The organism is Herbiconiux sp. (assembly GCF_023264855.1).
Taxonomy (GTDB): Bacteria; Actinomycetota; Actinomycetes; order Actinomycetales; family Microbacteriaceae; genus Herbiconiux.
In genome coordinates this window covers 1-25,077 of record NZ_JAHFUW010000049.1, presented here as the reverse complement: position 1 = coordinate 25,077, position 25,077 = coordinate 1, and the positions used below count along the sequence as shown (strand labels likewise).

General features: G+C 70.5%; 23 protein-coding genes. 7 read left to right on the top strand and 16 right to left on the bottom strand.

Annotation, left to right across the window (positions count from 1 at the left end; translation table 11 throughout):
- Positions 1-2: 2 nt before the first annotated feature.
- Entirely contained in the window at positions 3-620 is a 618-nt protein-coding gene (locus Q0D75_RS16855; protein WP_291056034.1) for a hypothetical protein, read from the top strand.
- Between the two features lie 148 nt (positions 621-768).
- Here the strand turns inward: Q0D75_RS16855 and Q0D75_RS16850 are convergent, their stop codons facing one another.
- From Q0D75_RS16850 to Q0D75_RS16820, 7 genes are all read right to left on the bottom strand, one after another.
- On the bottom strand, positions 769-1,143 hold the full coding sequence (locus Q0D75_RS16850; RefSeq protein WP_291056031.1) for an FKBP-type peptidyl-prolyl cis-trans isomerase: 375 nt from the start codon (positions 1,141-1,143) through the stop codon (positions 769-771).
- Between the two features lie 31 nt (positions 1,144-1,174).
- Entirely contained in the window at positions 1,175-2,476 is a 1,302-nt protein-coding gene (locus tag Q0D75_RS16845) for a PrsW family intramembrane metalloprotease (protein ID WP_291056028.1), read from the bottom strand.
- Between the two features lie 96 nt (positions 2,477-2,572).
- Positions 2,573-3,961: an FAD-linked oxidase C-terminal domain-containing protein gene (locus Q0D75_RS16840; protein WP_291056026.1), complete on the bottom strand. Its 1,389-nt coding sequence runs from the start codon at positions 3,959-3,961 to the stop codon at positions 2,573-2,575.
- Positions 3,958-5,457 carry an aspartate ammonia-lyase gene (locus Q0D75_RS16835; protein ID WP_291056022.1) on the bottom strand — a complete coding sequence of 500 codons (1,500 nt, stop codon included), beginning with the start codon at positions 5,455-5,457 and terminating at the stop codon, positions 3,958-3,960. Before Q0D75_RS16835 ends, Q0D75_RS16840 begins: the two co-directional genes overlap by 4 nt.
- A 79-nt stretch (positions 5,458-5,536) precedes the next feature.
- Entirely contained in the window at positions 5,537-6,946 is a 1,410-nt protein-coding gene (locus Q0D75_RS16830) for an aldehyde dehydrogenase family protein (protein ID WP_291056020.1), read from the bottom strand.
- Positions 6,947-6,987: 41 nt separating this feature from the next.
- Entirely contained in the window at positions 6,988-7,224 is a 237-nt protein-coding gene (locus Q0D75_RS16825; RefSeq protein ID WP_291056018.1) for a hypothetical protein, read from the bottom strand.
- The gene (locus Q0D75_RS16820) at positions 7,221-8,408 is read right to left on the bottom strand and encodes an inorganic phosphate transporter (RefSeq protein WP_291056016.1); all 1,188 of its coding nucleotides are present in this window, start codon (positions 8,406-8,408) and stop codon (positions 7,221-7,223) included. The genes Q0D75_RS16825 and Q0D75_RS16820 overlap by 4 nt, the downstream gene beginning before the upstream one ends.
- A 195-nt stretch (positions 8,409-8,603) precedes the next feature.
- Here Q0D75_RS16820 and Q0D75_RS16815 point away from each other — a divergent pair, with 195 nt between their 5' ends.
- Together Q0D75_RS16815 and Q0D75_RS16810 are read left to right on the top strand one after the other, a co-directional pair.
- Positions 8,604-10,772 (top strand): S9 family peptidase, encoded by a 2,169-nt coding sequence (locus Q0D75_RS16815; protein ID WP_291056013.1) that lies wholly within the window; start codon positions 8,604-8,606, stop codon positions 10,770-10,772.
- Between the two features lie 49 nt (positions 10,773-10,821).
- Positions 10,822-11,961 carry a DUF2207 domain-containing protein gene (locus Q0D75_RS16810; protein WP_291056010.1) on the top strand — a complete coding sequence of 380 codons (1,140 nt, stop codon included), beginning with the start codon at positions 10,822-10,824 and terminating at the stop codon, positions 11,959-11,961.
- 2 nt (positions 11,962-11,963) lie between these two features.
- On the opposite strand, the gene Q0D75_RS16805 is transcribed toward Q0D75_RS16810, so the two are convergent.
- The 3 genes from Q0D75_RS16805 to Q0D75_RS16795 form a co-directional block, all read right to left on the bottom strand.
- On the bottom strand, positions 11,964-12,170 hold the full coding sequence (locus Q0D75_RS16805; RefSeq protein WP_291056007.1) for a hypothetical protein: 207 nt from the start codon (positions 12,168-12,170) through the stop codon (positions 11,964-11,966).
- Positions 12,171-12,338: 168 nt separating this feature from the next.
- Entirely contained in the window at positions 12,339-14,459 is a 2,121-nt protein-coding gene (locus Q0D75_RS16800; RefSeq protein ID WP_291056004.1) for a DEAD/DEAH box helicase, read from the bottom strand.
- A gap of 176 nt (positions 14,460-14,635) precedes the next feature.
- The gene (locus Q0D75_RS16795; protein WP_291056001.1) at positions 14,636-14,971 is read right to left on the bottom strand and encodes a DUF6804 family protein; all 336 of its coding nucleotides are present in this window, start codon (positions 14,969-14,971) and stop codon (positions 14,636-14,638) included.
- A gap of 90 nt (positions 14,972-15,061) precedes the next feature.
- Here Q0D75_RS16795 and Q0D75_RS16790 point away from each other — a divergent pair, with 90 nt between their 5' ends.
- Genes Q0D75_RS16790 through Q0D75_RS16775 form a run of 4 tightly spaced genes read left to right on the top strand, consistent with a single transcriptional unit; the run spans position 15,062 to position 18,779 of the window.
- On the top strand, positions 15,062-15,460 hold the full coding sequence (locus tag Q0D75_RS16790) for a hypothetical protein (RefSeq protein ID WP_291055998.1): 399 nt from the start codon (positions 15,062-15,064) through the stop codon (positions 15,458-15,460).
- Between the two features lie 14 nt (positions 15,461-15,474).
- On the top strand, positions 15,475-16,431 hold the full coding sequence (locus Q0D75_RS16785) for a pseudouridine-5'-phosphate glycosidase (RefSeq protein WP_291055996.1): 957 nt from the start codon (positions 15,475-15,477) through the stop codon (positions 16,429-16,431).
- 3 nt (positions 16,432-16,434) lie between these two features.
- A complete protein-coding gene (locus Q0D75_RS16780; RefSeq protein ID WP_291055993.1) occupies positions 16,435-17,394 on the top strand; it encodes a PfkB family carbohydrate kinase in 960 nt (319 codons plus the stop codon).
- A gap of 11 nt (positions 17,395-17,405) precedes the next feature.
- Positions 17,406-18,779 (top strand): M20/M25/M40 family metallo-hydrolase, encoded by a 1,374-nt coding sequence (locus Q0D75_RS16775; RefSeq protein ID WP_291055990.1) that lies wholly within the window; start codon positions 17,406-17,408, stop codon positions 18,777-18,779.
- A gap of 12 nt (positions 18,780-18,791) precedes the next feature.
- Here Q0D75_RS16775 and Q0D75_RS16770 read toward each other — a convergent pair whose 3' ends face one another.
- From Q0D75_RS16770 to Q0D75_RS16745, 6 genes are all read right to left on the bottom strand, one after another.
- On the bottom strand, positions 18,792-19,370 hold the full coding sequence (locus Q0D75_RS16770) for a GDSL-type esterase/lipase family protein (protein ID WP_291055988.1): 579 nt from the start codon (positions 19,368-19,370) through the stop codon (positions 18,792-18,794).
- A gap of 30 nt (positions 19,371-19,400) precedes the next feature.
- Positions 19,401-20,897 (bottom strand): SDR family oxidoreductase, encoded by a 1,497-nt coding sequence (locus tag Q0D75_RS16765; RefSeq protein WP_291055986.1) that lies wholly within the window; start codon positions 20,895-20,897, stop codon positions 19,401-19,403.
- A 162-nt stretch (positions 20,898-21,059) separates the two neighbouring features.
- Positions 21,060-21,920, bottom strand: coding sequence for an aldehyde dehydrogenase family protein (locus Q0D75_RS16760; protein WP_291055984.1), 861 nt, complete (start codon positions 21,918-21,920; stop codon positions 21,060-21,062).
- Positions 21,917-23,356, bottom strand: coding sequence for an aldehyde dehydrogenase family protein (locus Q0D75_RS16755; RefSeq protein WP_291055982.1), 1,440 nt, complete (start codon positions 23,354-23,356; stop codon positions 21,917-21,919). The genes Q0D75_RS16760 and Q0D75_RS16755 overlap by 4 nt, the downstream gene beginning before the upstream one ends.
- Before the next feature lie 13 nt (positions 23,357-23,369).
- Complete coding sequence (gene deoC, locus Q0D75_RS16750; protein WP_291055980.1) at positions 23,370-24,377, bottom strand: deoxyribose-phosphate aldolase; 1,008 nt, start codon at positions 24,375-24,377, stop codon at positions 23,370-23,372.
- Between the two features lie 82 nt (positions 24,378-24,459).
- Positions 24,460-25,077: MFS transporter (locus Q0D75_RS16745; RefSeq protein WP_366513452.1), on the bottom strand; the 618-nt coding region annotated here is incomplete at its 5' end.

Genomic DNA, 25,077 nt, shown 5'->3' with positions numbered 1-25,077 from the left:
ACGTGTCCCGGAGGCCCCCCGGGCTCCGCCCACGACGCTCGACCCCACCGCCTCCGGGTAGTGTCGACGGGCTGCACGGCTCGGCGGCCGACACGGATGCGGCGATCGGCAGCAGCCCGGCCATCCACCTGGCCTACTTCGGCTGGGAGGATCACTGGGCCACCTCCGACGAGGTGTCCTCCGATCTGGAGGAGGGGCGCATCCCACTGGTGAACTGGGAGCCGTTCGGCGTGGACTTCGCCGGCATCGTGCGGGGCGACCACGACGGGCTGCTCGCTCAGCGGGCCGCGGAGGCGGCCACGCTCGAGCGGCCGGTGTTCGTCGACTTCGCCGCAGAGATGAACGAGGAGGAGGGCTGGGGAGGCCACGATCCCGAACTCTACAAGAGCGCCTACGAGCAGCTGCACACCCTCGGCAAGCCGATCATCATCGGTGAGACCGCCTCGGCCGAGGAAGGCGGCAGCCAGGCGGAGTGGATCGCGGACATCCCACCGACGCTCCGCGGTTCGTTCCCCGACATCCGGGCGCTCGTCTGGTTCGACGTCGACAAGGAGCGCGACTGGCGCATCCGTTCGTCGGAGGACTCCCTCGCGACCTTCCGCGACTTCGCCGACCAGTGACCACGCCCTCACCCGAACGTGACGAACGGACGCGGCGGCGTGTACGTCGCGTCCGTTCGTGAGAGCGCCCATTGCCAGCGGAAGCTACAACTCCACCGCAAGGCACGCCGCAGGGGCGGCGGCGTGCTGATCGACCTTGTCGCGGGGCCTACGGCACCGCGACAAGGTCGATCACGAAGATCAGTGTCTTGCCGGCGAGGAAGTGGCCGCTGCCGGCGGGGCCGTAGGCCAGCTGCGGCGGGATGGTGAGCTTGCGGCGGCCGCCGGCCTTCATGCCGGGGATGCCCTCCTGCCAGCCCGCGATGAGGCCGTTCAGCGGGAAGCTGATGGTCTCGCCGCGGTTCCAGGAGGAGTCGAACTCGTCGCCGGTCTCGTATTCGACGCCGAGGTAGTGCACCTCGACGGTGGCGCCCGGGGTCGCCTCCGCGCCGGATCCCTCGACGATGTCGACGATCTCCAGCTCGGTGGGGGCGGGGCCCTCGGGGAAGTCGATTTCGGGCTTGGTGCCGATTGGTTCAGTCATGTTCCCATCCAAGCCGACCCGGGCGGCCAGGTCAAAAGACGGGTGCAGACCCCGACGGCGCCGACCCCGCAGGAGCCGACGGGCCCCCCGCCGCGCTCGCGAGTGCCAGCCGGTCGCCGAGCAGCGCATCCAGCAGCTCCGCCTCGTCGTGCCGCGGGCCGATCGCCGCTCGGCCCGAGAGCAGGCGCTGGCGCACGAAGGCGAGCCGCGTCGCGTGCCGGGTGAACGACTTCATGGCCGCCCGGCCGTCGCCCGGCATCGACTTCGCCCAGCGCAGCGCCTGTTTACGCGTCGACCCCGAGGAGAGCATCTCGACCTCCGCCTCGCTGAACCAGCCGGCCTCGGCGTACTCGGTCAGCCGCGCCCGGGTGAGCCGGGTCTCGGATCGCCGCAACAGCACCACGAACACCACGGCCAGCGCGAACAGCGGCACCTGCACGGCGAAGTACAGCAGGAAGAAGCCGCCCATCCCCGCGACGAGGAAGGTGGAGCCGTTCCAGAACGCGTGCAGGCCCATGGCCAGCACGAGGCCCAGCAGGAAGATGCCGACTCCGGCCAGCGCGTTCTTGCGCCGCACCGCGAACCCCAGGGCGATGCCCGTGCAGGCCGTGAACATGACGTGCGCGAAGGGCGACAGGATGCCGCGCAGCACGAAGGTGAAGCCGAGACCGACCCCGCCGGACTCGATCAGCGACTGCCCGAAGTAGAGGATGTTCTCGGTGAACGCGAACCCCGCCGCCACCGTGGCGCCGTAGACCAGACCGTCGACCGGGCCGTCGAACTGCCGGCGGAAGAACAGCAGCAGGATCAGGATGCCGGCCGCCTTCGCGCCCTCCTCCACCACGGGGGCCTGGATGACCGAGCCCCACAGGTCGCTGGTGGTGTTCAGCCCGTCGCTGGCCACCTCGACGATCAGCTGCACACTGAAATCGACGATCAGCGCGATGGCGACGGAGGCGGCCGCGCCCCACAGGAACGCGAACCACAGGGCGGGCCGCGGCTCGGGCTCCCACCGGTCGATCAGGGTGATGACCGTGATGACCACCCCCAGCGGCAGCAGGGCCAGGATGCCGCAGATCACGACGGCGACCGGGCCGAGGCCGAGCACGAGGTAGCCCACCACCGCCAGGAAGACGAACCCGAGCACCAGGATGCCGACGATCGCGAACACCTGCGAGGCCGTCGACGAACGCTGCGGCGGTGCACCGACCGGCACCGCGGGCAGGGGCGGTAAGGCGTGCTCCACCTGACGCGGCACCACGGGCGGAGTCGCCACGGGAGACAGGACCGTGCGCGGATCCATCGGATGGTTCGGAACCGGACGGGTTTCCATCGGTCGGTTCTCACTCGGGTTCGCCAAGAGCAATCCTCACCTTCTCGCTCGGGATCAGCGTAGTGCACACCGGCGACGTCCGCCGCCCGGCAGCGCTCAGTACACCTTCCCGGGATTCATGATCCCCTGCGGATCGAAGACCGCCTTGATGCGCCGCTGCAGATCCAGTCCCCCGGTTCCGAGCTCGCCCTCCAGCCAGCGCCGCTTCAGCACCCCGACACCGTGCTCGCCGGTGAGGGTTCCGCCGAGCCGCACGCAGGCCTGGAACAGCTCGTCCGCCGCCCGCCAGACGATCTCGGGCACCTCACCGCCGGGCGCCGGGATCACGAAGTTCGGATGCAGGTTGCCGTCGCCCGCGTGGGCCACGGTCGGGATGGCGAGGCCGTAGGCGGAGCCGATCCGCTGGATCTCGGCGAACATCGCCGGCAACGCCGAGCGGGGCACGCAGACGTCTTCGATCAGCACCTCGCCCAGCGCCTCGAGCGAGGGGTGCACGCTGCGGCGGAAGGCCAGCAGGGCCTCGCCCTCGAGCGGATCGGAGGACTGTACCAGCGAGAAGGCGCCCCGGGCACGGAGCACCTCGGTTGCGGCGTCGGCCTCGGCCCGGGCGCCGGCGCCGTCCGTCTGCACCAGCACGTAGGCGGCACCGGGCGCCACGGGCGCGCGTTCGAGGTGGCGGTTGACAGCGGCGACGGCCGTGCCGTCCATCAGCTCCATCACGGCGGGGCGGATGCGCGCGGCCGTGATCGCCGCGCAGGCCGCCGCAGCCGCGGTGACGTCGGCGAAGAACGCCCCGATCGTCACCACCTCGCCCACCGCGATCGGCCGGATCTTCACGACCGCGCGCACGATCACCCCGAGCGTGCCCTCCGAGCCCGTCAGCAGCGCCGTCAGGTCGTAGCCCGTGACGCCCTTGACCGTGCGCCGGCCGGTCTCCAGCAGCGATCCGTCGGGCAGCACCACCGTCAGGCCGAGGATCGCCTCGCGGGTCACCCCGTACTTCGCGCAGAGCAGGCCGCCCGCGTTCGTGGCGATGTTGCCGCCGATGGTCGAGATGGCCTTGCTGGCCGGATCGGGCGAGAACACGTACCCGTGCGGTGCCAGCGCATCGCTGAGGTGCTGGTTGATGACGCCGGGCTCCACCACGGCGAGCTCGTCGTCGAGGGCGATCTCGAGGATGCGGTTCATCCGCGCGACGCCCAGCACGATCGCGCCCGCGGAGGCCGTGGCTCCCCCGGCCAGACCCGTGCCGGCGCCCCGGGGCACGAGGGGAACCGCGTGCTGCGCGGCGATCCGCACGACCGCCTGCACCTCTTCGACGCTCTCGGCCTCGACGAAGGCCAGCGCGTGCTCGGGCGACCACCAGCCCGACTTGTCGGTACGCACGGCATCCAGCGCCGGCCCGTCGACCCGGAGCCGCTGCTCCCCCACGACCGCGCGCAGCTCGGCGAGCACCGTCTGGGCGACCGTCTCCGTGGCCGTCATCGACGAGGGTCCAGTGCCTCCGCGTCGAGCTGTTCGGCATCGATCACCGGGATGGCCTGCGTGATGGCCTCGATTCCGGAGAGCCGGGCCGGCGAGGTGAGCTTCAGCACCCGCTCGCGGCTCATCAGCTTCGCCTCCACCACCAGATCGGCGATGTTGCGGCCGGTCAGCAGCGCCGTCTTCGCCAGCGCCGAGGCGGCCGCGTAGCCGATGTACGGCGTGAGGGCCGTGACGACGCCCACCGAGGTCGACACCATCGTGTCGAGGCGGTCGAGGTTGGCCGTGATGCCGTCGATGCAGTTGACCCGCAGGGTGCGGCATCCGCCGGTCATCCAGGCCAGGCTCTGCAGCAGCGAGTGCGCGATCACCGGCTCGAAGGCGTTCAGCTGCAGCTGGCCGCCTTCGGCCGCCATCGTGATGGTCACGTCGGCGCCCGCCACCGCGAAGGCGACCTGGTTGACCACCTCGGGGATGACCGGGTTCACCTTGCCCGGCATGATGCTGGAACCCGCCTGGCGCGCCGGGAGGTTGATCTCGCCGAACCCCGCCTGCGGGCCGCTGGAGAGCAGACGCAGGTCGTTGCAGATCTTCGAGAGCTTGATGGCCGAGCGCTTCAGCACGCCCGAGAGCGTCATGAAGACGCCCGCGTCACTGGTGGCCTCCACGAGGTCGGCCGCGGTCACGTGCTCGAAGCCGGTGAGCTCGCGCAGTTCCCGGCAGACGGTGGCCGCGTAGTTCGGGTCGGCCGTGATGCCGGTGCCGATCGCGGTGGCGCCGAGGTTGATCTCCCAGAGCAGGGGCAGCGTGTGCCGCATCCGCTCGAGGTCTTCGGTGAGGGTGGTGGCGAAACCGTGGAATTCCTGGCCCAGGGTCATCGGCACGGCATCCTGCAGCTGGGTGCGGCCCACCTTCAGCACGTGCCCGAACTCGACGCCCTTCGCGCCGAACGAGTCGCGCAGCAGGGCGTGCTCGGCCATCAGCCGGTCGAGCGAGAAGCACATCGCGAGCTTCACGGCCGTGGGGTACACGTCGTTGGTCGACTGGCTGCGGTTCACGTCGTCGAGCGGATGCAGCACGTCGTACGCGCCCTGCGGATGCCCGTGGGCCACGAGCGCGACGTTGGCGATGACCTCGTTGGCGTTCATGTTGGTGGAGGTTCCGGCCCCGCCCTGGATGACGCCCACCACGAACTGGTCGTGGAACTCCCCCGCCCGGATGCGCTCGCAGGCCTCGTCGATCCACTCGGCCTTCCAGGCGTCGAGCACCCCGATCTCGCGGTTCGCGCGGGCCGCGGCCTGTTTCACGATCGCCAGGGCGTTGATCAGGTCGGGATAGACCGAGATCGGGCGGCGGCTGATCGGGAAGTTCTCCTGCGCCCGGGCGGTGTGGATGCCCCAGTAGGCATCCGCGGGGATCTCGATGCTGCCGAGACTGTCGGTCTCAGTGCGGGTGGCGGGAACGGAAGGTGTGTCGTCGGTGGCCGGTGAGGATGTCACGTACTGCTCCATTGCTGTCGTATCGCTTGTGGCTGGACGCCGTCGACTTTAGCCCCGATCGCCGGATTCGGCGCGGCGCTCAGCTCAGTTTGCGGAGCAGTCCGCGAATGAAGCCGTCCTTCTTGGCCGTGAACGGCGGGTACACCAGTTTCAGCGTGTCGGGCGCGAGGCGCTTGGTCAGAACCGACTTCTCGTGGCTGAACGTCTCGAGCCCGCGGCGCCCGTGGTACGAGCCCATGCCGCTGCCGCCCACCCCGCCGAACGGCAGCCCGGGAACGCTCAGATGCGCCACCGGCACCCCGAACCCGACGGCTCCGGAGGAGGTCTCGGTGAGGATGCGCCGCGCCGTCTCGCGGGACGACGTGAACGCGTACAGGGCGAGCGGCTTCTCCCCCGAGCGGATGAAGGCGAGTGCGTCGTCGAGGCCGTCGACCGTGACCATCGGCAGGATGGGGCCGAAGATCTCCTGCTGCATCACCGGCGCCTCCCGCGACACGTCGCAGAGCACGGTGGGGGCGATGTAGCGCGTGCGGTCTTCGGAGCGGCCGCCCGTGAGCACGTCCTCGCCCTGCAGCAGGCCCACCAGCCGGGTGTACTGCTTGTCGTTGACGATGCGCCCGTAGCTCGAGCTGGAGCGCGGATCGCCGTCGTACAGCTCCGCGATGGCGTCGATCAGGTGCGGCGCCAGCCTGTCGGCCACCGCCTTGGTGGCGAGCAGGTAGTCGGGGGCCACACACGTCTGGCCGGCGTTCATGAACTTGCCCCAGGCGATCCGGCGAGCCGTCGCAGCGAGGTCGACGGTGTCGTCGACATAGACCGGCGACTTGCCGCCGAGTTCCAGCGTGACGGGCGTGAGGTGCTGGGCCGCGGCCTCCATCACGATCCGGCCGACCGTGCCGTTGCCGGTGTAGAAGATGTGGTCGAAGCGCTCGGCCAAGAGCTCGGTGGTGACCTCGACACCGCCCTCGACCACCGCGACCGCGCGCTCGTCGAGGTACTGCGGCACCAGCTCGGCCATCAGGGCCGAGGTGGCCGGAGCGAGCTCGCTCGGCTTCAGCAGCACGGCGTTGCCGGCCGCCAGGGCGCCCGCCACCGGCGCGAGCAGAAGCTGCAGCGGGTAGTTCCAGGGGGCGATGACGAGCACCACTCCGAGCGGTTCGAGCATCGTGGATGCCGTGGCCGGCGCGATCGCGAGCGGCACGCCCACCCGTTTCGGGCGCAGCCATCCGCGCAGGTGCCGCAGCGTGTGCTCGATCTCGCTCAGCACGATGCCGATCTCGGTCAGCTGCGCCTCGGCCGGGTTCTTGCCGAGGTCTTGGAAGAGCGCGTCTTCGAAATCCGACGAACGCTCCTCGAGCATCCGCTGGAGCGCTCTCAGCTGGGCGACCCGCCAGGCCAGCGGACGGGTGACGCCGCGGTCGAAGCCGGTGCGCAACGCGGGCACGACGGGGCTGACGGGGATGACGGACGGCGTGGACTCCAGGGTCATCTCCCTATCGTAGGAGCGCCGGGGCGCGCGAGGAAGAGTGTTCAGCCGTGCAGGAAGGGCACGATCAGGTAGATGCCGAACAGCACGGCGCCGATGCTCAGGGCGAAGCAGAGGTAGGCCAGCACCGTCGCGTAGAGCGGGCGCACCGGTTCGCCGCCGGCGGCGCCCTGGCGGGTCAGACCCTGGAACCGCAGACCGAACGAGTACAGGCTGACGACGACGGCGGTCGACACCAGCGACGCGGCGGCCACGATCAGGAACGATGCCCAGTCGATCACTTCTGCACCTGCTTCCGCTTGCGGCGCGTGGCCTTGGGGCTGCGCACGGCGATGGTGGCGGCATCCACCTCGCTGATGGCGTTGCTCGAGTCGACCTTGTTGCGGCGCGAGAGCACGAAGATCGTCACGATCACGGCGATGCCGGCCACCAGGTCGATGATGATGCCGGTGGCGCCGAGCGTCGCCACGAAGGCGGCAAGGGCTCCGACGATCGCCGAGGCGGGCAGCGTGATCAGCCAGCCCAGACCGATCCGGCCGGCCGTGCGCCAGCGCACCGACGCCCCGCGACGGCCGAGGCCCGAACCGATCACCGAGCCCGAGGCGACCTGCGTGGTGGAGAGTGCGAAGCCGAGGTGGCTGGAGGCGAGGATGGTGGCGGCCGTGCTGGTCTCGGCCGCGAAGCCCTGCGCGGGCTTCACCTCGGTGAGCCCGGCGCCGAGCGTGCGGATGATGCGCCAGCCGCCCGAGTAGGTGCCGATGGCGATGGCCAGGGCGCAGGCGACGATGATCCAGAGCTCGGGGCCGCTGCCGGCGGGCAGCAGGCCCGCGGAGATGAGGGTGAGCGTGATGACGCCCATCGTCTTCTGGGCGTCGTTGGTGCCGTGGGCGAGCGCCACCAGCGAGGAGGAGAAGATCTGGCCGTAGCGGAACCGCCCGCGCACGCCGGACTGCGCGCTGGAGGCGGGCATCCGGGTGATCGCGTAGGCCAGCCGGGTGGCGATGAAGGCGACCAGCCCGGCCACCAGCGGCGCCACCAGCGCAGGCAGGATGACCTTGCTGATCAGCACGCTGTAATCCACGACGCCGAAGCCGGCCCCCACGATCGCCGCGCCGATCAGGCCGCCGAAGAGCGCGTGCGACGAGCTGGAGGGCAGGCCGAACAGCCAGGTGACGAGGTTCCAGATGATGGCACCGATGAGGCCGGCGAAGATCATCTCGGGCAGGATCTGCACCCCGCCGTCGCCCTCTTTGATCAGCCCGTTGGAGATGGTTTTGGCCACCTCGGTGCTGAGAAAAGCCCCCACCAGGTTGAGGATGGCGGCCAGTGCGACGGCGACCTTGGGCTTCAGCGCCCCGGTCGCGATCGGCGTGGCCATGGCGTTCGCGGTGTCGTGGAACCCGTTCGTGAAGTCGAAGAACAGGGCCAGTGCGATCACGAGCACGACGATGACGGTGAGATCCACCCGTGCCTTCTCCAGACTGATGTTCGCGTGCGGCACGCATCCGGATGTTCACGGCCCGTTCATGCGCGAAGGGTGGCTCTTTCAGGAGCCGTGACGATAATCGCACCCGGCTCAGCCGAGGTCAACTCGACGGCGCGGCGGGCGTGTGGCCGCGCTTCGGGCCGGAGCGGGCCACCCGCGCTCTACGCTGGAGGCATGAGCGCCCTCCTCCCCGAGAACCCGCCCGTGGCCGCCCGCAAGCCGATCGAGCGCGTGCACCACGGCGACACCGTGATCGACGCCTTCGAGTGGCTGCGCGACAAGGAGGATCCCGAGGTGATCGCCTACCTCGAGGCCGAGAACGCGTTCACCGAGAAGGCGACCTCGCACCTGTCGGGCCTGCGCCAGAGCATCTTCGACGAGATCAAGAACCGCACCCAGGAGACGGATCTCTCGGTGCCGGTGCGCGACGGCGGCTTCTGGTACTTCACCCGCACCGCCGAGGGCTCGCAGTACGGCGTGCACTGCCGGGCCCCCATCCGCTCGGCCGACGACTGGACACCGCCGCAGATCACGGCGGGCACGGATGACGCGTCCCGCCTGCCCGGCGAGCAGGTGGTGCTCGACGACAACCGCGAGGCCGAGGGCCACGAGTTCTACTCGCTCGGCAGCTTCGACGTGAGCCCCGACGGCGCTCTGCTGCTCTACGCCGTCGACACGGTCGGCGACGAGCGTTACACGCTGCGCATCCGCGATCTGTCGACCGCAACCGACCTCGCCGACGTGGTGTCGAACACCGCCTCCGGAGCGGTCTTCTCCGGCGACGGCGCCACGGTGTACTACCTCACCGTCGACGAGGCGTGGCGCCCCGACACGGTCTGGCGGCACCGGGTGGGAACGGATGCGGCCGCCGACGAGGTGGTGTTCACCGAGCCCGACGAGCGCTACTGGGTGGGCGTGGGCCTCACCCGCAGCAAGAAATACCTCGAGATCGCGCTGGGGTCGAAGATCACCAGCGAGGTGCACCTGCTCGACAGCACCGATCCTTCGGCCACGTTCGAGGTGGTGTGGCCGCGCCGCGAGGGCGTCGAGTACTCCGTCGAGCACGCCGTGGTGGGCGGGCAGGACAGGCTGCTCATCCTGCACAACGACGGCGCCCTGAACTTCGAGCTGATCGCGGCCGACCCGGCGCGGCCGGCGGATGCCGCGGGCTGGCAGACCGTGCTCCCCCACGACCCGGCCGTGCGGCTGGAAGACGTGGACGCCTTCGCGAACCACCTCACCATCGACTACCGCCGCGACGGGCTGACCCGCGTGGCCGTGCTGCCGCTGGCATCCCGAGCGGGCGCCGACGCCGTGATCGACGGCTCGACCTTCACCGAGCTCGCCTTCGACGAACCGCTGTTCTCGGTGGGCACCGGCGGCAACCCCGAGTGGGAGCAGCCGACCGTGCGCTACGGCTACACCTCATTCGTCACCCCCTCCTCGGTGTTCGACTACGACGTCACGACGGGCGCCTCGACCCTGCTGAAGCAGCAGCCTGTGCTCGGCGGATACGACTCCTCGGCCTACGAGCAGCGCCGCGAGTGGGCCACGGCGGCCGACGGCACGCGCGTTCCGATCTCTCTGGTGGCCCGCCGCGGGGTGCTGGACGCCGGGTCTCCCGCCCCCTTCGTGCTCTACGGCTACGGCTCGTACGAGGCCTCGATGGACCCCGGATTCTCGGTGGCCCGCCTCTCGTTGCTCGATCGGGGTACCGCCTTCGCCATCGCCCACGTGCGCGGCGGCGGCGAGCTCGGCCGCCACTGGTACGAGACCGGTAAGACGCTGACGAAGAAGAACACCTTCACCGACTTCGTGGCGGCCGCGGAGCACCTCGTCGCCACCGGCCTGACCGCTCCGGACCGGCTGGTCGCCCAGGGGGGCAGCGCCGGTGGTCTACTCATGGGCGCGGTCGCCAACCTCGCTCCGCAGCTGTTCGCGGGCATCCTGGCCCAGGTGCCGTTCGTCGACGCACTGACGTCGATCCTCGACCCCGATCTGCCGCTCACGGTGATCGAGTGGGACGAGTGGGGCGATCCCCTGCACGACCCCGAGGTGTACGCCTACATGAAGTCGTACACGCCCTACGAGAACGTCACCGAACAGGCCTACCCGCGCATCCTGGCCATCACGAGCCTCAACGACACCCGTGTGCTCTACGTGGAGCCCGCCAAGTGGACGGCGCGCCTGCGCGAAGTGGGTGCCCCCGTGCTGCTGAAGACCGAGATGTCGGCCGGCCACGGCGGCGTCTCGGGCCGCTACGCCCGCTGGCACGAGACCGCCCACGACTACGCCTGGGTGCTCGACGTGCTGGGCCTTGCGGCGGTGCCCCCGGCGTCGTGAATCCGGTCGATCGAACGGTGAGCGGCAGCGAGCCCGTCGGAGAGCTCCGATGAGCAGTCGCGAGTTCGCCGTGGCCCTGCTGGCGGCGGGCGCCGTGTCCGCCCTGATCGCCCTGGTCGTGCAGTTCGTCGCGTCGCGCATCCAATGGCACCTGCCGCGCTCGCTCGTCGTCGAGTACGCGTCACCTGCCGGAGACGTGATCGATCACGGCCTTCTCGTCCGCGCCGATCGGCGGGTCGCCGCCGCCGCGATCGCCGACCTCGCCGTGCGCGGCCGGATCCGGATGCTCGCGCCGCCGGACTCCGCCCGGCCGATCGCCGTGCACCCCTCGCCCGGAGCGACTCTGACGAAGCAGGAGCGCGCCTTCCTCGCCGCGCTCCAGCCGCCGTCCATGACGCCCCGGCAGAAGAAGCGGCACGACCGCGCGCTGGCCCGGCTCGGACTGGAACCGGCTGGCAACGCGGACATCGTCTTCCTCACCGGCCCGGCGGCCTTCCCGTCGCGACGGGCTCGCGAACTGCGGCTCTTCCTCGACGAGCGGCGGAAGCGGCTGGTGGACGACGGCCTCGCCCACGGAACACCGGTGCGCACGCACCTCGTCCTGCTCGCACTGCTCTTCCTGGCCGCGGCCGCCCTGGGAATCCTCGGCGGTCTCGGAGCTCTGTTCACGGGCCTGTGGCCGGTGGCGCTGGCGGTGCTGCCGGCGCTCGCGGGGCTTCTCTGGCTGATCGCGATCGCGCCGCCGGGGCTGCAGCGATTCACGCCTGCGGGCACGGCGGTGCGCCGACACCTCTCCGGTGTGCGCGACTACGTGCGGCTCGCCGAGCAAGACCGCATCCGCATGCTCGAGTCACCGACGACGGCCCTCCGCGCCCCGGCCGGCGATCAGAGCCCCGCAGCCAGGTCACTGGGCCTCCAGAAACCCACCCCGGACATGGTCTCCCAGTCCGGCCTCGACCGTCTCATTCTGACCGAAAGACTGCTCCCCTACGCCATCCTCTTCCGCCAAGAACGAGCCTGGAAACGCGAACTCCGCGACACCGACCTCGGCTCCTCCGAAGGCCTTCGAACCCTCGGCGCCACCACCGACGCCCTGATCTCGACCCTCGATGCGATGATCGCCGTCGGCCAGGTCGCCCGCCTCCTCGGCTCCCTCATCGGCGCGATCATACGCACCGTGGGCAACTGAGGCTAGAAGCTGCCGCCGGCTCCCGATCCGGACCGGTCCGAATAGCGCGCCGCCGCAACGGTCTGCGCGTCCTCCGGCTTCTGAGCCCGGTCCCGCGCATCGAGATGATCGGAATAATCGTTGCTCCGGCGCCGACGAAGCCCGATGGCAACCCCCAGCGCCACGATGATCACAGCGACCACGATCAAGCTGATCCAGATAGCGTCCATAGATCCATCCTCAACGCCTGTCGACCAGAACGACCGGACTCACACCCCACACCCAGCACTCTCAACGTCGCCAACGAGGGGTGGCATGTTCGCTCCCCGCCGCCTTCGAGCGCAGCTCGACCCCTAGGCGGGGAGTGAACATGCCACCCCTCGTCCACAGCAGCGCTCCTAAGACTCCAAGGCCGACCGGAGCAGCGACACCAAAGCATCGACCTGCACGGAATCCGACGACCCCACCGCGACATCCGACCCATCAAGAGCCCGAGCCGCCAGCCCCTGCTTCGAATCGATCAGCTCCGAGATGCGCGTGTCGATCGTCTGAGCAGCGATGATCCGCCACGCCGTCACCGGCTCCTCCTGCCCGATCCGGTGCACCCGGTCGATCGCCTGAGTCTGCTCGGCAGCCGTCCACGACAGCTCGGCAAGCACCACGTTCGACGCCGCTTGCAGGTTCAGCCCCACGCCGGCCGCCGTCAGCGAGCACACCGCCACCGAGACATCCGGGTCGTTGTTGAAGTCGTCGATCGAGCGCTGCCGCAGCGTCGCCGACTGGTCGCCGCGGATGGACACCGTCTTCAGCTCGCGCTTCGCGAACAGCTCCTCCGCCGCATCCATCACGTCGATGTGCTTGGCGAAGAACACCACCTTGCCCACCGAACGCGCCAGCTGCGCCGCGTAGTCGGCGGCGAGCCCGGCCTTGGCGGTACCGATCCGGCGCACCATCGTGAACACGTTGAGCCCGTCTTCGGTGGCCTTCGTGTCTTCGAGCTCCTGGCGGGCCACGAGACGCATCAGGTCGTCATCCGGGATCTCGTCCACGTCTTCACCGCGCGAGTTGGCACGGGCGGCGATCAGGCGGCGGTACCGGGTCACCAGGCGCGCACCGAGCTCGCGTTCGGCGTCGCGGATGCTGCGGCCCAGGTCGTCGTCGAGCTCGACGGGCAGGTCGACGATGCGCTTGGAGGGCAGGTCGGCCGCCACGTCGATCTTGCGGCGGCGCACGATGCCCATGTCGATCACGGCTTCGCGGGCTTCGGAGAAGAAGCCGGCGTCGGCGGGCGTGAGCCCTACCTCCTCGAGCCGCTCCATCAGCACCGGAGTCGGCTTCGCGCCGTCGATCCAGCCGAGGAACTGCCAGATGGCGCGGAAGTCGTCGACGTCGTTGATCAGCGGCGTTCCGGTGAGGGCCATCATCAGCGGGTTGCCGCCGGGGGCGGTGCGCCGGATGCGGTCGGCCAGCGCCAGCACGTTGCGCGAGCGCAGCGACGACATGTTCTTGATGAAGTGGGCCTCGTCGACCACCATGCCGCGGAAGCCCATGGTGCCGAGCCACGACAGGTGCCGGTCGAGCACCTCGTAGTTCACAATGACGACGTCGGCGAAGGCATCCAGTTTCTCGCCGTCGCCGTGCACGACGGTGGCGCGGCGGTGCGGGGTCCAGATCTCCACCTCGCGGGCCCAGTTCATCTTCACGACGTTGGGCACGACGGCCAGCAGCGGGTAGGCATCGGCGACGGATGCGGCCAGCAGCGACTGCGCCGTCTTGCCGAGACCGGGCTCGTCGGCCAGCAGGAAGGTGCGGTGCCCGGCCTGAACGCTCTGCAGGAAGCGGGACTGGTGCACCATCAGCTCGCGGCCCGGGGGCGAGAGCCGGTCGATCGTGGGCGCCTCGGGCAGCTCCATGCTGGCGGCGCGACCTCCGGCACCGTACTCGAAGGCGCGGTAGAGCGGGCCGAGCAGCTCCCAGTTGCTGAGGCGGCCGACGCCGTGCGGCTTGGCCGGCGTGAGGTCGGGGGCCATGAACGGGTTCGCGAGCTGGCGCGACTTCACCGAGGTGGGCACCACCTGACGCTCCGCGAGCTCGGGCGGCACCACGGTGGCATTGGCGGAGACCAGCACCTCGGGCTCCTCGTCGGGCACGTCGTAGCCGGCGTCTTCGAGGTACTCACGGCGCAGTTTCTTCGCGGCCGGCGAGAGGCCCGCCGCGTCGGTCTCGAGCAACGCGATCAGCGAGGTGTCGCGCGCGGCGGTGCGGGCGAGGATGGATGCGATGCCGTCGAGCCGTTTCAGCTGCTCGGCGCGCTCGGCGTCGGCGAGACCGGCATCCGTCTTCAGCGACGCACGCTCCTCGCGCATCAGCAGGGCCACCACCAAGAACTTGGTGCGGTTGGCCGGGGCCACCTTGCCGCGCTGGGCCGCCGCTTCGACCTCGCGCACCTTGCGGGCGAGGATGGGGATGAGGCCGGTGTTGTCGGCGGTGCGTGTACGGCGATTGCCGGACCTTGACATCGTTCTCCTGGGGAGTAGTGGCGAGACCTCGTCTTCGCCGGAGGTCACGCGGCCAGCCTTCGGCGCCACCGGATCGGTGGAACCTCACGACTGCGAACAGTTCGAACGGGAGCCTGGGCCGAGCAACGCGAGGTGAGTCGCGGTCGGCACGAAGAGCGGGATACCCCGTTGCCTGTTCAGTCTACGCGATGCACCTTGATCAGGAGGCCACTGGCCACGAACACGATCGCGCCGGCCACGTGCGCGGCCTGCCAGGCCACCAGCGGGAGGTCGATCGGCAGCACAGGGTTCCACAGCACCGCGATCGCCGCGAGCGGTGCGATCCACCACCACTGCTTCGCCTGACCGGCGAACACGCACATAATGAGGGCGAGGATGCTCACCACGTACCGCGCGATGGTGAACCAGTCGGTGTCGACCACGGCGATGAACGCCATCAGAGCGATGGCGCCGAGGAGACCGGGGGCCAGGGCCGGCCGGGTGAATGCCGGGGTGGTCTGTCGCGTGCTCATGTCGGGACGATCCTAGTGCCCGGGCCTGTGTCCCGGCCGCCCGGAGCCCGTGTCTGGCCTTACCCGGGCGCTGCTCGGTAGGGTGAATCCATGACATTCTCCTCGGCTGCTCCGACTCCTCTGTTCGCCGGCCCCGAAGGCCTCTGGACCGCCGATCCCGACGAGCTGGCCGCCCGCCTGTTCGTGGCCGTCTTCGCCGGTCAGGGCGCGGTTCCGCTGCCGCAGAAGGATGTCTCCGAGGTGTACTCCACGCTCGCCGGTCTCGGCGGCTACTCGCTGCCGGACGTGCGCTCGGGCAACACCCAGCCGCTCGGCCTCACCGTGCAGCTGGCGCAGGAGTCGATCCTCATCTGGGAGCGCGCCACCGTGGCGACCCGACTCTCGGCTGGTCAGGGCCCGGTGTCCCACACCATCACGATGCTGCGCTTCGGGCCGGGACTGCTGACCGCCGCCGACCCGGTGGCCGCCCTCAAAGCGCGCCTGCGCTGAGCCGGCGCCGCCCGATGGCCTCGCCCTTCGTCGTCTCCCCCGCCGTCGCCTCCGCTCTGGAAGCCGGCCGCCCCGTGGTCGCGCTCGAGTCGACCATCATCTCGCACGGGCTGCCGCAGCCCCGCAACCTCGAAGCCGCGCAGGAGTTCGAGGGCATCCTGCGCTCCGCCGGCGTCACGCCCGCCACGATCGCCGTGCTCGACGGTGTGCCGCAGATCGGCCTCGACGAGGAGGGCGTGCGCCGCATCGCCGAGGAGCCGATGGCCAAGGCCAGTGTGCGCGACCTGCCGATCCTCGCCGCCAAGGGTGCCAGCGGCGCCACGACGGTCGCAGCCACCGCCTACCTCGCGGGCAAGGCCGGGGTGCGCGTGTTCGCCACCGGGGGCCTCGGCGGCGTGCACCGCGGTGCGAACGAGTCGTTCGACGAGTCGGCCGACCTGAGCGCGCTCGCCATCTCGGGCGTCACCGTCGTCTCGGCGGGCGTCAAGTCGGTGCTCGATATCCCCGCCACGCTCGAGCGCCTCGAGACGCTCAGCGTGCCGGTGCTCGGCTACCGCACCACCGACTTCCCCAGCTTCTGGCTGAGCACCTCGGGGTACAGCATCGACTGGCAGGTCGAGGATGCCGCCGAGATCGCGCGGGTGATGCGCAGTCAGGACGAGCTCGGCCACGGCCAGGGCATCGTCGTGGCGAACCCGCTGCCGCTGGATCAGCAGTGGGACCCCGCCGAGCACGACCGTGTGCTCCAGACCGCGTTCGCCGCCGCGTCCGAGGCCGGAGTGACCGGCAAGGCCGTCACGCCTTTCCTTCTGGGATACATCGTGGATGCCTCCGGAGGCCGCAGCCTCGAGGTGAACCTCGACATCGCGCGCAACAACGTGCGGCTGGCCGGGGAGATCGCGGTGGCGTGGAGCGCGCTCCACGAGAGCGGGTCCGGGCCCGCGGCGGCCTTCGCCGGATCCGGCGCCTGATCGGTGTCGGCATCCGCCGTGCCGGCATCCGGCCCCTGGGTCGTGGTCTTCGGTGACGTGATCGACGACGTGATCGTGACGCCCTCGGGCCCGATCCGCGCCGACACCGACACGACCGCGCGAATCGAGCGGCGGGCGGGCGGATCGGCCGCCAACGCCGCCGCGTGGTTCGGGCACCTCGGGCACCGCACCCACTTCGCGGGCCGCGTGGCGGCCGACGACGTGCAGCGCCACGACGACGAGCTGCGACGCACCGGGGTGACGCCGTACCTGCACGGTGACGCCACTCTGCCGACCGGCACGATCGTGGTCATCCTGCAGCCCGACCGCACCCGCACCATGCTCACCGAGCGCGGAGCGAACGCGCTCACGACAGTGCGCGATGTCGACCACGCCCTCTTCTCCCCCGGCGGGCACCTGCACTTCACCGGGTATTCGCTGTTCAGCGACCCGGGCGACACCCGTGCACTGGAGCTCGCCGCGCTCACCCGGGCGGCTCAGGATGCGGGAGCGTCGGTCTCGGTGAACCCCGGATCGGCCGGCTTCATCGCCGATCACGGCTCCGAGCGCATCCTGGCCGCGATGGCGGGCGCCGACGTCGTCATCCCGAACCTCGACGAGGGCCGCGCGCTCACCGGGCGGGACGATCCGGAGTACATCGCCGAGTGGCTGCTGGAGCGGCATCCGCTGGTCGCGCTCACGATGGGCCGCCAGGGAGTGCTCGTCGCCAGCCGAGCCCACGGCCTGCTGCGGCGAACCGCCGTGCTCGTGACGCCCGTCGACACCACCGGTGCGGGCGACGCCTTCAGCGCGGGCTTCGTCGGCGCGCTGCTCACCGGCTGCGCAGACGCGGCCACGCCCGGCCGCCTGCACGACGCCCCGCCCGAACTCCTCTCGGCCGCCGCGGACGCCGGCCTGCACGCGGCCTCGCAGGCGGTCACCCGGCTGGGCGGCCGTCCGTAGGATTGGATGCCATGAACCCACAGCGAGCCCTGCCCGAGTCCGGTGCCGATGAGGCGTCGCTCGAGCGGCTGCGGGCGCTGCTGCGCGTTCCCACGATGTCGCACCTCGACGACGCGGAGGTCGACTGGGCGGCGTTCGACCGGTTCGGGGCGCTCGTCGACGAGCTCTACCCGCTGCTGCACGGGGCGCTCGAGCGCGAGCTCGTGGCGGGCCACACCCTGCTGTACCGCTGGCGCGGTGCGTCGGCGACCGCCGGCGACGGCCCCGTCTCCATCCTGATGGCGCACTACGACGTGGTGGCCGCCGCCGACGAGGGCTGGCAGCATCCGCCGTTCGACGCCGTGCTCACCGGCAGCGGCGCCGACCGCGTGCTCTGGGGGCGCGGAACGCTCGACGACAAGGGCTCCGTGGTCGGCATCCTCGAAGCCGTCGAACGCTCGCTCGCCGCCGGGCACACGCCCGAGAACGACGTGTACCTGCTGTTCGGCCACGACGAGGAGACCAACGGCACCGGCGCCGAGGCCGCCGCCGCCCTGTTCGCCGAGCGCGGCATCCGGATCGGCCTGGTGCTCGACGAGGTCGGCGCCGTGGTCGAGAAGCTGTTCCCCACCGTCGACGTGCCGATCGCCGTCGTGGGCGTGAGCGAGAAGGGCACCACCAGCTTCACGCTGACCGTGGAGCAGGAGGGCGGCCACGCCTCCACTCCCCCGCGCGACACGGCGACCAACCGTCTGGCCCGGGCGATCGTGCGCCTGTCGAAACGGCCGTTCCGCGCGAGGATCAACGACGTCACCGCCACCATGATCCGCACCGTCGGCGCGCACGGGCGCGGCCCGCTGAAGTTCGTGTTCACCCGGGTGGGCGTGTTCCGGCCGCTTCTGGTCGCGGTGTTCGCGCGGATGAGCGTGGAGACGGCCGCGATCGTGCGCACCACCACCGCGGTGACGCAGCTCTCGGGGTCACTGGCCGCGAACGCCCTGGCCGAGCGCGCGCAGGCCGTGGTGAACGTGCGGATCGCGATCGGATCGACCGTCGACGGCACCCGGCGCCACCTCGAGCGGGCGATCGCCGACCCGCTCGTGCGCGTTGAGGCGATCAGCGCCAACGAGCCCGCCGCGGTGTCGGAGATGTCGGGCCCGCGCTGGGACCTGCTGGCCGGCACCATCACGTCGGCCTACCCCACCGCGGTCGTCACGCCCTACGTGCAGACCGGCGCCACCGACTCGCGCCAGTTCGCGCCGCTCAGCCGGAACGTGTACCGATTCAGCCCGTTCGAGATGTCGTCGGACGAGCGGGCCACCTTGCACGCGAAGAACGAGCGCATCCACGTGGCCACCTGGTTCACCGGCATCCGCTTCTTCGAGACCCTGCTGCGCCGCCTCTGAGCGGAGCCGGGGCTACTCGACCGCGCCGAGCTGCGGGAGACGGATGGCGCGGCTGGAGGGCGGCAGGTCGTTGACGCGCTCGAGCGCCGGCACCAGTTCGGAGAGCCACGCGTCGTAACCGGCCTCGTTGAGATGCAGGCGGTCTTCGGTGTACGCGGGGTTGAGCTCGCCGTCCTCCATCGCCATCACCGGCCAGAGGTCGAGGTAGTGCGCCTTGACCGTCGCGGCGAACTGCCAGACGTGCCGGTTGATCTCTTTCACGTACTCGGCGTACTCCGCGCCGCGCGGAAGCACCGACTGCACGAGGATGCGCGCATCCGGCGAATCGGCCCGCAGGGTGACGAGGATGGTCTCGATGTTGCGCACGATCTGCTCGACGGCCCGCCGGTTGGCGATGTCGTTCGTGCCGATCAGCAGCACCACGGTGTCGGGGTCTTCGGCGGCCACCGTATCGAGCCGCTCGATCAGGCCTTCGGTGGTGTCACCGCCGACGCCGAGATTCACGGTCTCGTCGCCCGGGAACCAGTCCTGCCAGCGCCCGCCCTCGGTCAAGCTGTCTCCGACGAAGACGGTCTTGGGCTTTCCAGTCATCTGAACCTCCTGGTGAAGTCCCTCCCCATGTTACCCGGCGGGCGCATCCGACGACTTCGAGGCGAGCGCGGTCTCGGTGATGCGGTTGGCCATCCCGTTGAAGATCACACCGTGGAAGGGCAGGATCGCGAACCAGTAGAGCCGCCCGCCGAGCCCGCGCGGGAAGAAGATCGCGCGCTGCTCGTAGCGCGAGCGGCCGCCCTCAAGCGGTCGCGCCCGCATCTCCAGCCAGGCACGCCCGGGAACCCGCATCTCGGCCCGCAACCGCAGGAACTCGCCGCGGTCGATCTCCTCCACGCGCCAGAAGTCGAGCGCGTCACCCTGATTCAGCCGGGTCGCGCTCCGCCGCCCCCGGCGGAGGCCGACGCCGCCCACGATCTTGTCCATCCAGCCGCGCACGGCCCAGGCCAGCGGGAACGAGTACCAGCCGTTCTGCCCGCCGATGCCCTCGATCACGCGCCAGAGGTCTTCGGGCCGGGCATCCGTCTCCCGCTTCTTCTCGTCGAGGAACACGGTGTGGCCGGCCCAGTCGGGGTCGCTCGGCAGCGGATCGCTCACGGCGCCGTCGACGAGCGAATCCTGCCAGCTGGTCTCCACTTCGCCGGCCTTCTCCTTCTCCAGCGCGAGACTCACCGCGCGCCGGTAGCGGGTCAGGCCGCCCTCGGGGTCGGGGATGTACTGCCGGATGTCGTGCTCGTGCGTGATGCAGTCGAACTGCAGCGAGGCGATGATCGGGATGGCGAGGGAGCGCGGGATCGGTGTCACGAGATTGACCCACTGCGAGGCGAGCCACGGCGTGAACACCGGCAGCGACGCGATCGGCCGCTGCTTGAGCCCGGCCTCGAGGGCGTAGCCGTTCATCATCTGCCCGTAGCGCAGCACGTCGGGACCGCCGATGTCGAAGGTGCGGTTGACGTCGTCGGGCAGGTCGGCCGACTTCACCAGGTAGTAGAGCACGTCGCGCACGGCGATCGGCTGGATGCGGTTGCGCACCCACTTCGGCGCCGGCATGTAGGGCAGCACGTCGGTGAGGTGCCGGATCATCTCGAACGAAGTCGATCCCGATCCGATCACGACCCCGGCCTGCAGGGCGGCCGTCGGCACCCCCGAGTCGAGCAGCACGCGACCCACGGCCACGCGCGAGCGCAGGTGCGGGGAGAGCTCGCCGGAGAGCGGATGCAGCCCGCCGAGGTACACCACCCGCTTCACGCCCGCGGCCGCCACCGCCGCCGCCACGTTCTGCGCGGCCTGCTTCTCGGGCTCTTCGAATTCCTTCTTGCCGCCCATCGAGTGCACGAGGTAGTAGAACACGTCCACGCCCTCGCAGGCAGCCTCGATCGAGGCACGGTCGTCGAGGTCGCCCTCCACGATGTCGACGGATCCGGCCCACGGCACATCGCGCAGCTTGTCGGGGCTCCGCACGAGCACGCGCACGGCGAATCCCGCGTCCAGCAGTCGCGGCACCAGCCGCCCGCCGATGTAGCCGGTCGCCCCGGTCACCAGCGCAAGTCGTTCGTTCTCGGTCATCCCCTCACGCTATGCCGAACCCGCCCGAGCCGCCCGCGCGCGCCCTCGACTCCCAGCCAGCCCCCCACCCCCGACACCCTCCTCGCGACCCGTCGATTTTGGCCCTAAATGCGCATGGGAAGGGCCGAAATCGACGGGTCGCGAGGAGGTGGGATGAGTGGGTCAGAGCAGGGACTTGGTGTGCCAGACCGTCTTGAGTTCGGTGAAGGCCGTGATGCGGGCGAGGGCGGGGGCCGCGGCATCCGGACCCTCCTCGGGCGGGAGCACGCGCTTGAGGGTCTGCGCGGCCTCGATCTCGAGGTCGACCCAGTCCAGAGCGGATGCTCCGACGAGGTCGAGCGCGTTCACATCGGCGTGCGCGGCGAGCCACGGCGCCATCTCGGCGGCCGACCCGGTGAGCACGTTCACGACGCCCTTGGGCAGGTCGCTGGTGGCGAGCACCTCGGCGAGGGTGATCGCCGAGAGCGGATAGGCCTCGCTCGCGATCACCACGACGGTGTTGCCGGGCACGAGCGCGGGCGCGATGGCGCTGACGAGGCCGAGCAGCGAGGAGTCCTGCGGCGCGACGACCGCCACGACGCCGGTGGGCTCGGGCACCGAGAGGTTGAAGTACGGGCCCGACACGGGGTTCGCGTTGCCGCCGACCTGCGTGTACTTGTCGGTCCAGCCGGCGTACCAGACCCAGCGGTCGATCGCCTCGTCCACCTGGGCGCGCGCGGCCGAGGCCGACACGCCCTCCTGGCGCACGATCTCGTCTTCGAACTGCGCCCGGCGCCCCTCGAGCACCTCGGCGACGCGGTAGAGCACCTGCCCGCGGTTGTACGCGGTAGCGCCGGCCCAGCCGCTCACGGCGGCCCGCGCGGCCACGACAGCGTCCCGCGCATCCTTCCGCGAGGCCTGGGCGGCATTCGCGAGGAACACGCCCTTGGGCGTCGTCACCTCGTAGACCCGCCCGGATTCACTGCGCGGAAATGCCCCGCCGATGAACAGCTTGTACGTCTTGGGAACGCTGACGTGGCTCATTTCGATCCTTTCAGGTACGCGGCGAGACCGTGCCGGCCGCCTTCGCGGCCGTAGCCCGATTCCTTGAAGCCGCCGAACGGCGAGGCCGGGTCGAAGCGGTTGAAGGTGTTCGCCCAGATCACGCCGGCGCGCAGCTTGTCGGCCACGGCCAGCACCTTCGAGCCCTTGTCGCTCCAGATGCCCGCCGACAGCCCGTAGGGGGTGTTGTTGGCCTTGGCGATCGCCTCGGCGGGCGTGCGGAAGGTGAGCACCGAGAGCACCGGCCCGAAGATCTCCTCCCGGGCGATCCGGTGGCTGGTCGACACGTTCGTGAAGATGGTCGGCGCGAACCAGAAGCCCTCGGCGGGCAGCTCGCAGGCGGGGCTCCAGCGCTCGGCACCTTCATCCTCACCCACCGCCGACAGCTCCCGGATGCGGGCGAGCTGCTCGGCCGAATTGATCGCCCCGACATCGGTGTTCTTGTCCAGCGGGTCGCCCACGCGGAGCGTCGACAGCCGCGACTTGAGGCGCTCCACGACCTCGTCGTGCACGTTCTCCTGCACCAGCAGGCGCGACCCGGCGCAGCAGACGTGCCCCTGGTTGAAGAAGATGCCGTTGACGATGCCCTCGACGGCCTGGTCGATGGGCGCGTCGTCGAACACGATGTTCGCGGCCTTGCCACCGAGCTCCAGGGTGAGCTTCTTGCCCGAGCCGGCGGTCGAGCGGGCGATCTCGCGGCCCACGCTCGTCGACCCGGTGAAGGCCACCTTGTTCACGTCGGGGTGGTTCACGAGTGCGCGCCCGGTGTCGCCGGCGCCGGTGAGGATGTTCACCACACCGGCCGGCAGGTCGGCCTGCTGCAGGATCTCGGCGAACAGCAGCGCCGTCAGCGGCGTCTGCTCGGCCGGCTTCAGCACCACGGTGTTGCCCGCGGCCAGGGCGGGCGCGATCTTCCACGCGAGCATCAGCAGCGGGAAGTTCCACGGGATGACCTGCGCGGCCACGCCGAGGGAGCGCGGGTTCGCGCCGAGCCCGGCGTGATCGAGCTTGTCGGCCCAGCCGGCGTAGTAGAAGAACCAGGCCGCCACGAGCGGCACGTCCACGTCGCGGCTCTCCTTGATCGGCTTGCCGTTGTCCAGCGACTCGGCGACGGCCAGTTCGCGGGCCCGCTCCTGCACGAGTCGCGCGATCCGGAACAGGTACTTTCCGCGGTCGCGCCCCGAGAGCTTCGACCAGGTCTTGTCGTAGGCGCGGCGGGCGGCCGCGACGGCGCGGTCGACGTCGCCGGAGTCGGCGTTCGCGATCCGCGCGATCGGCTTCTCGGTGGCGGGCGAGATCGTCGAGAACGACTCCCCGCCGCCGGCGACGAACTCGCCGCCGATGAACAGCCCGTACTCGGGCTTGAGGTTCAGGATGGCCGTCGACTCGGGAGCCGGCGCGTATTCCAGGAATGACATCAGGGGTCCGTTCTCAGTCGATCGTCACGTAGTCGGCGCCGGAGTAGTGCCCGGTCGACAGCTTCTGCCGCTGCAGCAGCACGTCGTTCAGCAGGCTCGACGCCCCGAAGCGGAACAGGTGCGGCTGCAGCCACTCCTCCCCCGCGGTCTCGGCCACCGTCACGAGGTACTTGATCGCATCCTTCGACGAGCGGATGCCGCCGGCCGGCTTCACGCCCACCTTCTCGCCGGTGAGGAGGTGCCAGTCGCGCACCACCTCGAGCATCAGCAGGGTGACGGGCAGCGTGGCGGCCGGGGCCACCTTGCCGGTCGAGGTCTTGATGAAGTCGCCGCCCGCGAGGATCGAGAGCCAGGATGCCCGACGCACGTTGTCGTAGGTGTTCAGCTCGCCGGTCTCGAGGATGACCTTGAGGTGCGCGTAGGTGCCGTCCGCGCGTCGGCAGGCCTCCTTGACGGCGACGATCTGGTCGAAGACCAGCCCGTACCGGCCCGAGAGGAACGCCCCGCGATCGATCACCATGTCGATCTCGTCGGCACCGGCGGCCACGGCGTCCGCCGTGTCGGCCAGCTTCACGGCCAGCGAAGCGCGCCCCGAGGGGAACGCGGTGGCGACCGCCGCCACGTTGATGCCCTGGTCGGTGCCCGCGGCATGCGCGCTGCCGAGCGCCTCCACGGCGTAGGGCACCATGTCGCCGTAGACGCAGACGGCCGCCACCCGCGGGGTGGAGAGGTCGGAGGCATCCGGAACCAGCGCCTTCGCCACGAGCGACCGCACCTTGCCGGGCGTGTCGGCCCCCTCGAGGGTGGTGAGGTCGATCAGCTCGATGATCTTGTCGAGCGCCCAGGCCTTCGACGTGGTCTTGATCGACCGGCTGCCGAGGCCGGCTGCCCGTTGCTCCAGGCCGACGGCATCGACGCCGGGCAGCCCTTCCAGGTAGCGCTTGAGGGTGGTCTCCGTCAGGTCGTCGCCGAGCAGCTGCACTGCACGCTCGGCGGGACGGACCGCATTCTCGATGGTCACGAGGTCTCCAGACTTGCTCTTCTCGACGGCCGGTGGGCTCTCGTCGTCTTCTGGGCCCACGCGGTCGCGTCGGGCCCATCGCTCAATTGTGCCACTGGTCTTCGAGCATCCGCGGCCCGGCCACGACGAGACCGCACACTCCCGCCACCACGCCCGTGACGAGCAGCATCACCACCGGCGCGTTCCAGCTGCCCGTCGCGTCGTGCAGGATGCCGATCAGCAGCGGTCCGAGTGCCCCGAAGGCGTAGCCGAAGCTCTGCGCGAACGAGCTCAGCGCCACGGCGCCCTGGGGGGTGCGGGTGCGCAGATTGATCAGCACCAGCACGAGCGGGAACAGCAGGGGCCCGAGCCCGGCCAGCACCACCCACAGCAGCACGAGCGGCTGCGGCGCGAGCAGCAGCCCTCCGTAACCCACCAGGAAGAGCGCCGAGCCGCTGAGGGCGAGTCCTCGAACGCTCTTCAGGCGCCCGGCCAGCAGCGGCACCGGCAGCGACGGCACGAGACCCACCACCGAGTATACCGAGAGCAGGATGCCGGCCGTCGCCGCGGAGACGCCGGCCAGCCCCGCGAGGATCGACGGCAGCCAGGCGAACATGGCGTAGACGTTCAGTGCCGACATCGCGAACATGCCGGCCAGCCCCCAGGCCAGCGGGCTGCGCCAGACCCGACCGGGCGGGGCCGCGGGCGCCGGAGGTGCCTC

Bases quoted from the DNA above. Each gene is read 5' to 3' on its own strand.
- Q0D75_RS16850 (WP_291056031.1), bottom strand. From the start codon at position 1,143: ATGACTGAACCAATCGGCACCAAGCCCGAAATCGACTTCCCCGAGGGC.
- Q0D75_RS16845 (WP_291056028.1), bottom strand. From the start codon at position 2,476: ATGGAAACCCGTCCGGTTCCGAACCATCCGATGGATCCGCGCACGGTC.
- Q0D75_RS16840 (WP_291056026.1), bottom strand. From the start codon at position 3,961: ATGACGGCCACGGAGACGGTCGCCCAGACGGTGCTCGCCGAGCTGCGC.
- Q0D75_RS16830 (WP_291056020.1), bottom strand. From the start codon at position 6,946: ATGACCCTGGAGTCCACGCCGTCCGTCATCCCCGTCAGCCCCGTCGTG.
- Q0D75_RS16815 (WP_291056013.1), top strand. From the start codon at position 8,604: ATGAGCGCCCTCCTCCCCGAGAACCCGCCCGTGGCCGCCCGCAAGCCG.
- Q0D75_RS16810 (WP_291056010.1), top strand. From the start codon at position 10,822: ATGAGCAGTCGCGAGTTCGCCGTGGCCCTGCTGGCGGCGGGCGCCGTG.
- Q0D75_RS16805 (WP_291056007.1), bottom strand. From the start codon at position 12,170: ATGGACGCTATCTGGATCAGCTTGATCGTGGTCGCTGTGATCATCGTG.
- Q0D75_RS16800 (WP_291056004.1), bottom strand. From the start codon at position 14,459: ATGTCAAGGTCCGGCAATCGCCGTACACGCACCGCCGACAACACCGGC.
- Q0D75_RS16795 (WP_291056001.1), bottom strand. From the start codon at position 14,971: ATGAGCACGCGACAGACCACCCCGGCATTCACCCGGCCGGCCCTGGCC.
- Q0D75_RS16790 (WP_291055998.1), top strand. From the start codon at position 15,062: ATGACATTCTCCTCGGCTGCTCCGACTCCTCTGTTCGCCGGCCCCGAA.
- Q0D75_RS16785 (WP_291055996.1), top strand. From the start codon at position 15,475: ATGGCCTCGCCCTTCGTCGTCTCCCCCGCCGTCGCCTCCGCTCTGGAA.
- Q0D75_RS16775 (WP_291055990.1), top strand. From the start codon at position 17,406: ATGAACCCACAGCGAGCCCTGCCCGAGTCCGGTGCCGATGAGGCGTCG.
- Q0D75_RS16770 (WP_291055988.1), bottom strand. From the start codon at position 19,370: ATGACTGGAAAGCCCAAGACCGTCTTCGTCGGAGACAGCTTGACCGAG.
- Q0D75_RS16765 (WP_291055986.1), bottom strand. From the start codon at position 20,897: ATGACCGAGAACGAACGACTTGCGCTGGTGACCGGGGCGACCGGCTAC.
- Q0D75_RS16760 (WP_291055984.1), bottom strand. From the start codon at position 21,920: ATGAGCCACGTCAGCGTTCCCAAGACGTACAAGCTGTTCATCGGCGGG.
- Q0D75_RS16755 (WP_291055982.1), bottom strand. From the start codon at position 23,356: ATGTCATTCCTGGAATACGCGCCGGCTCCCGAGTCGACGGCCATCCTG.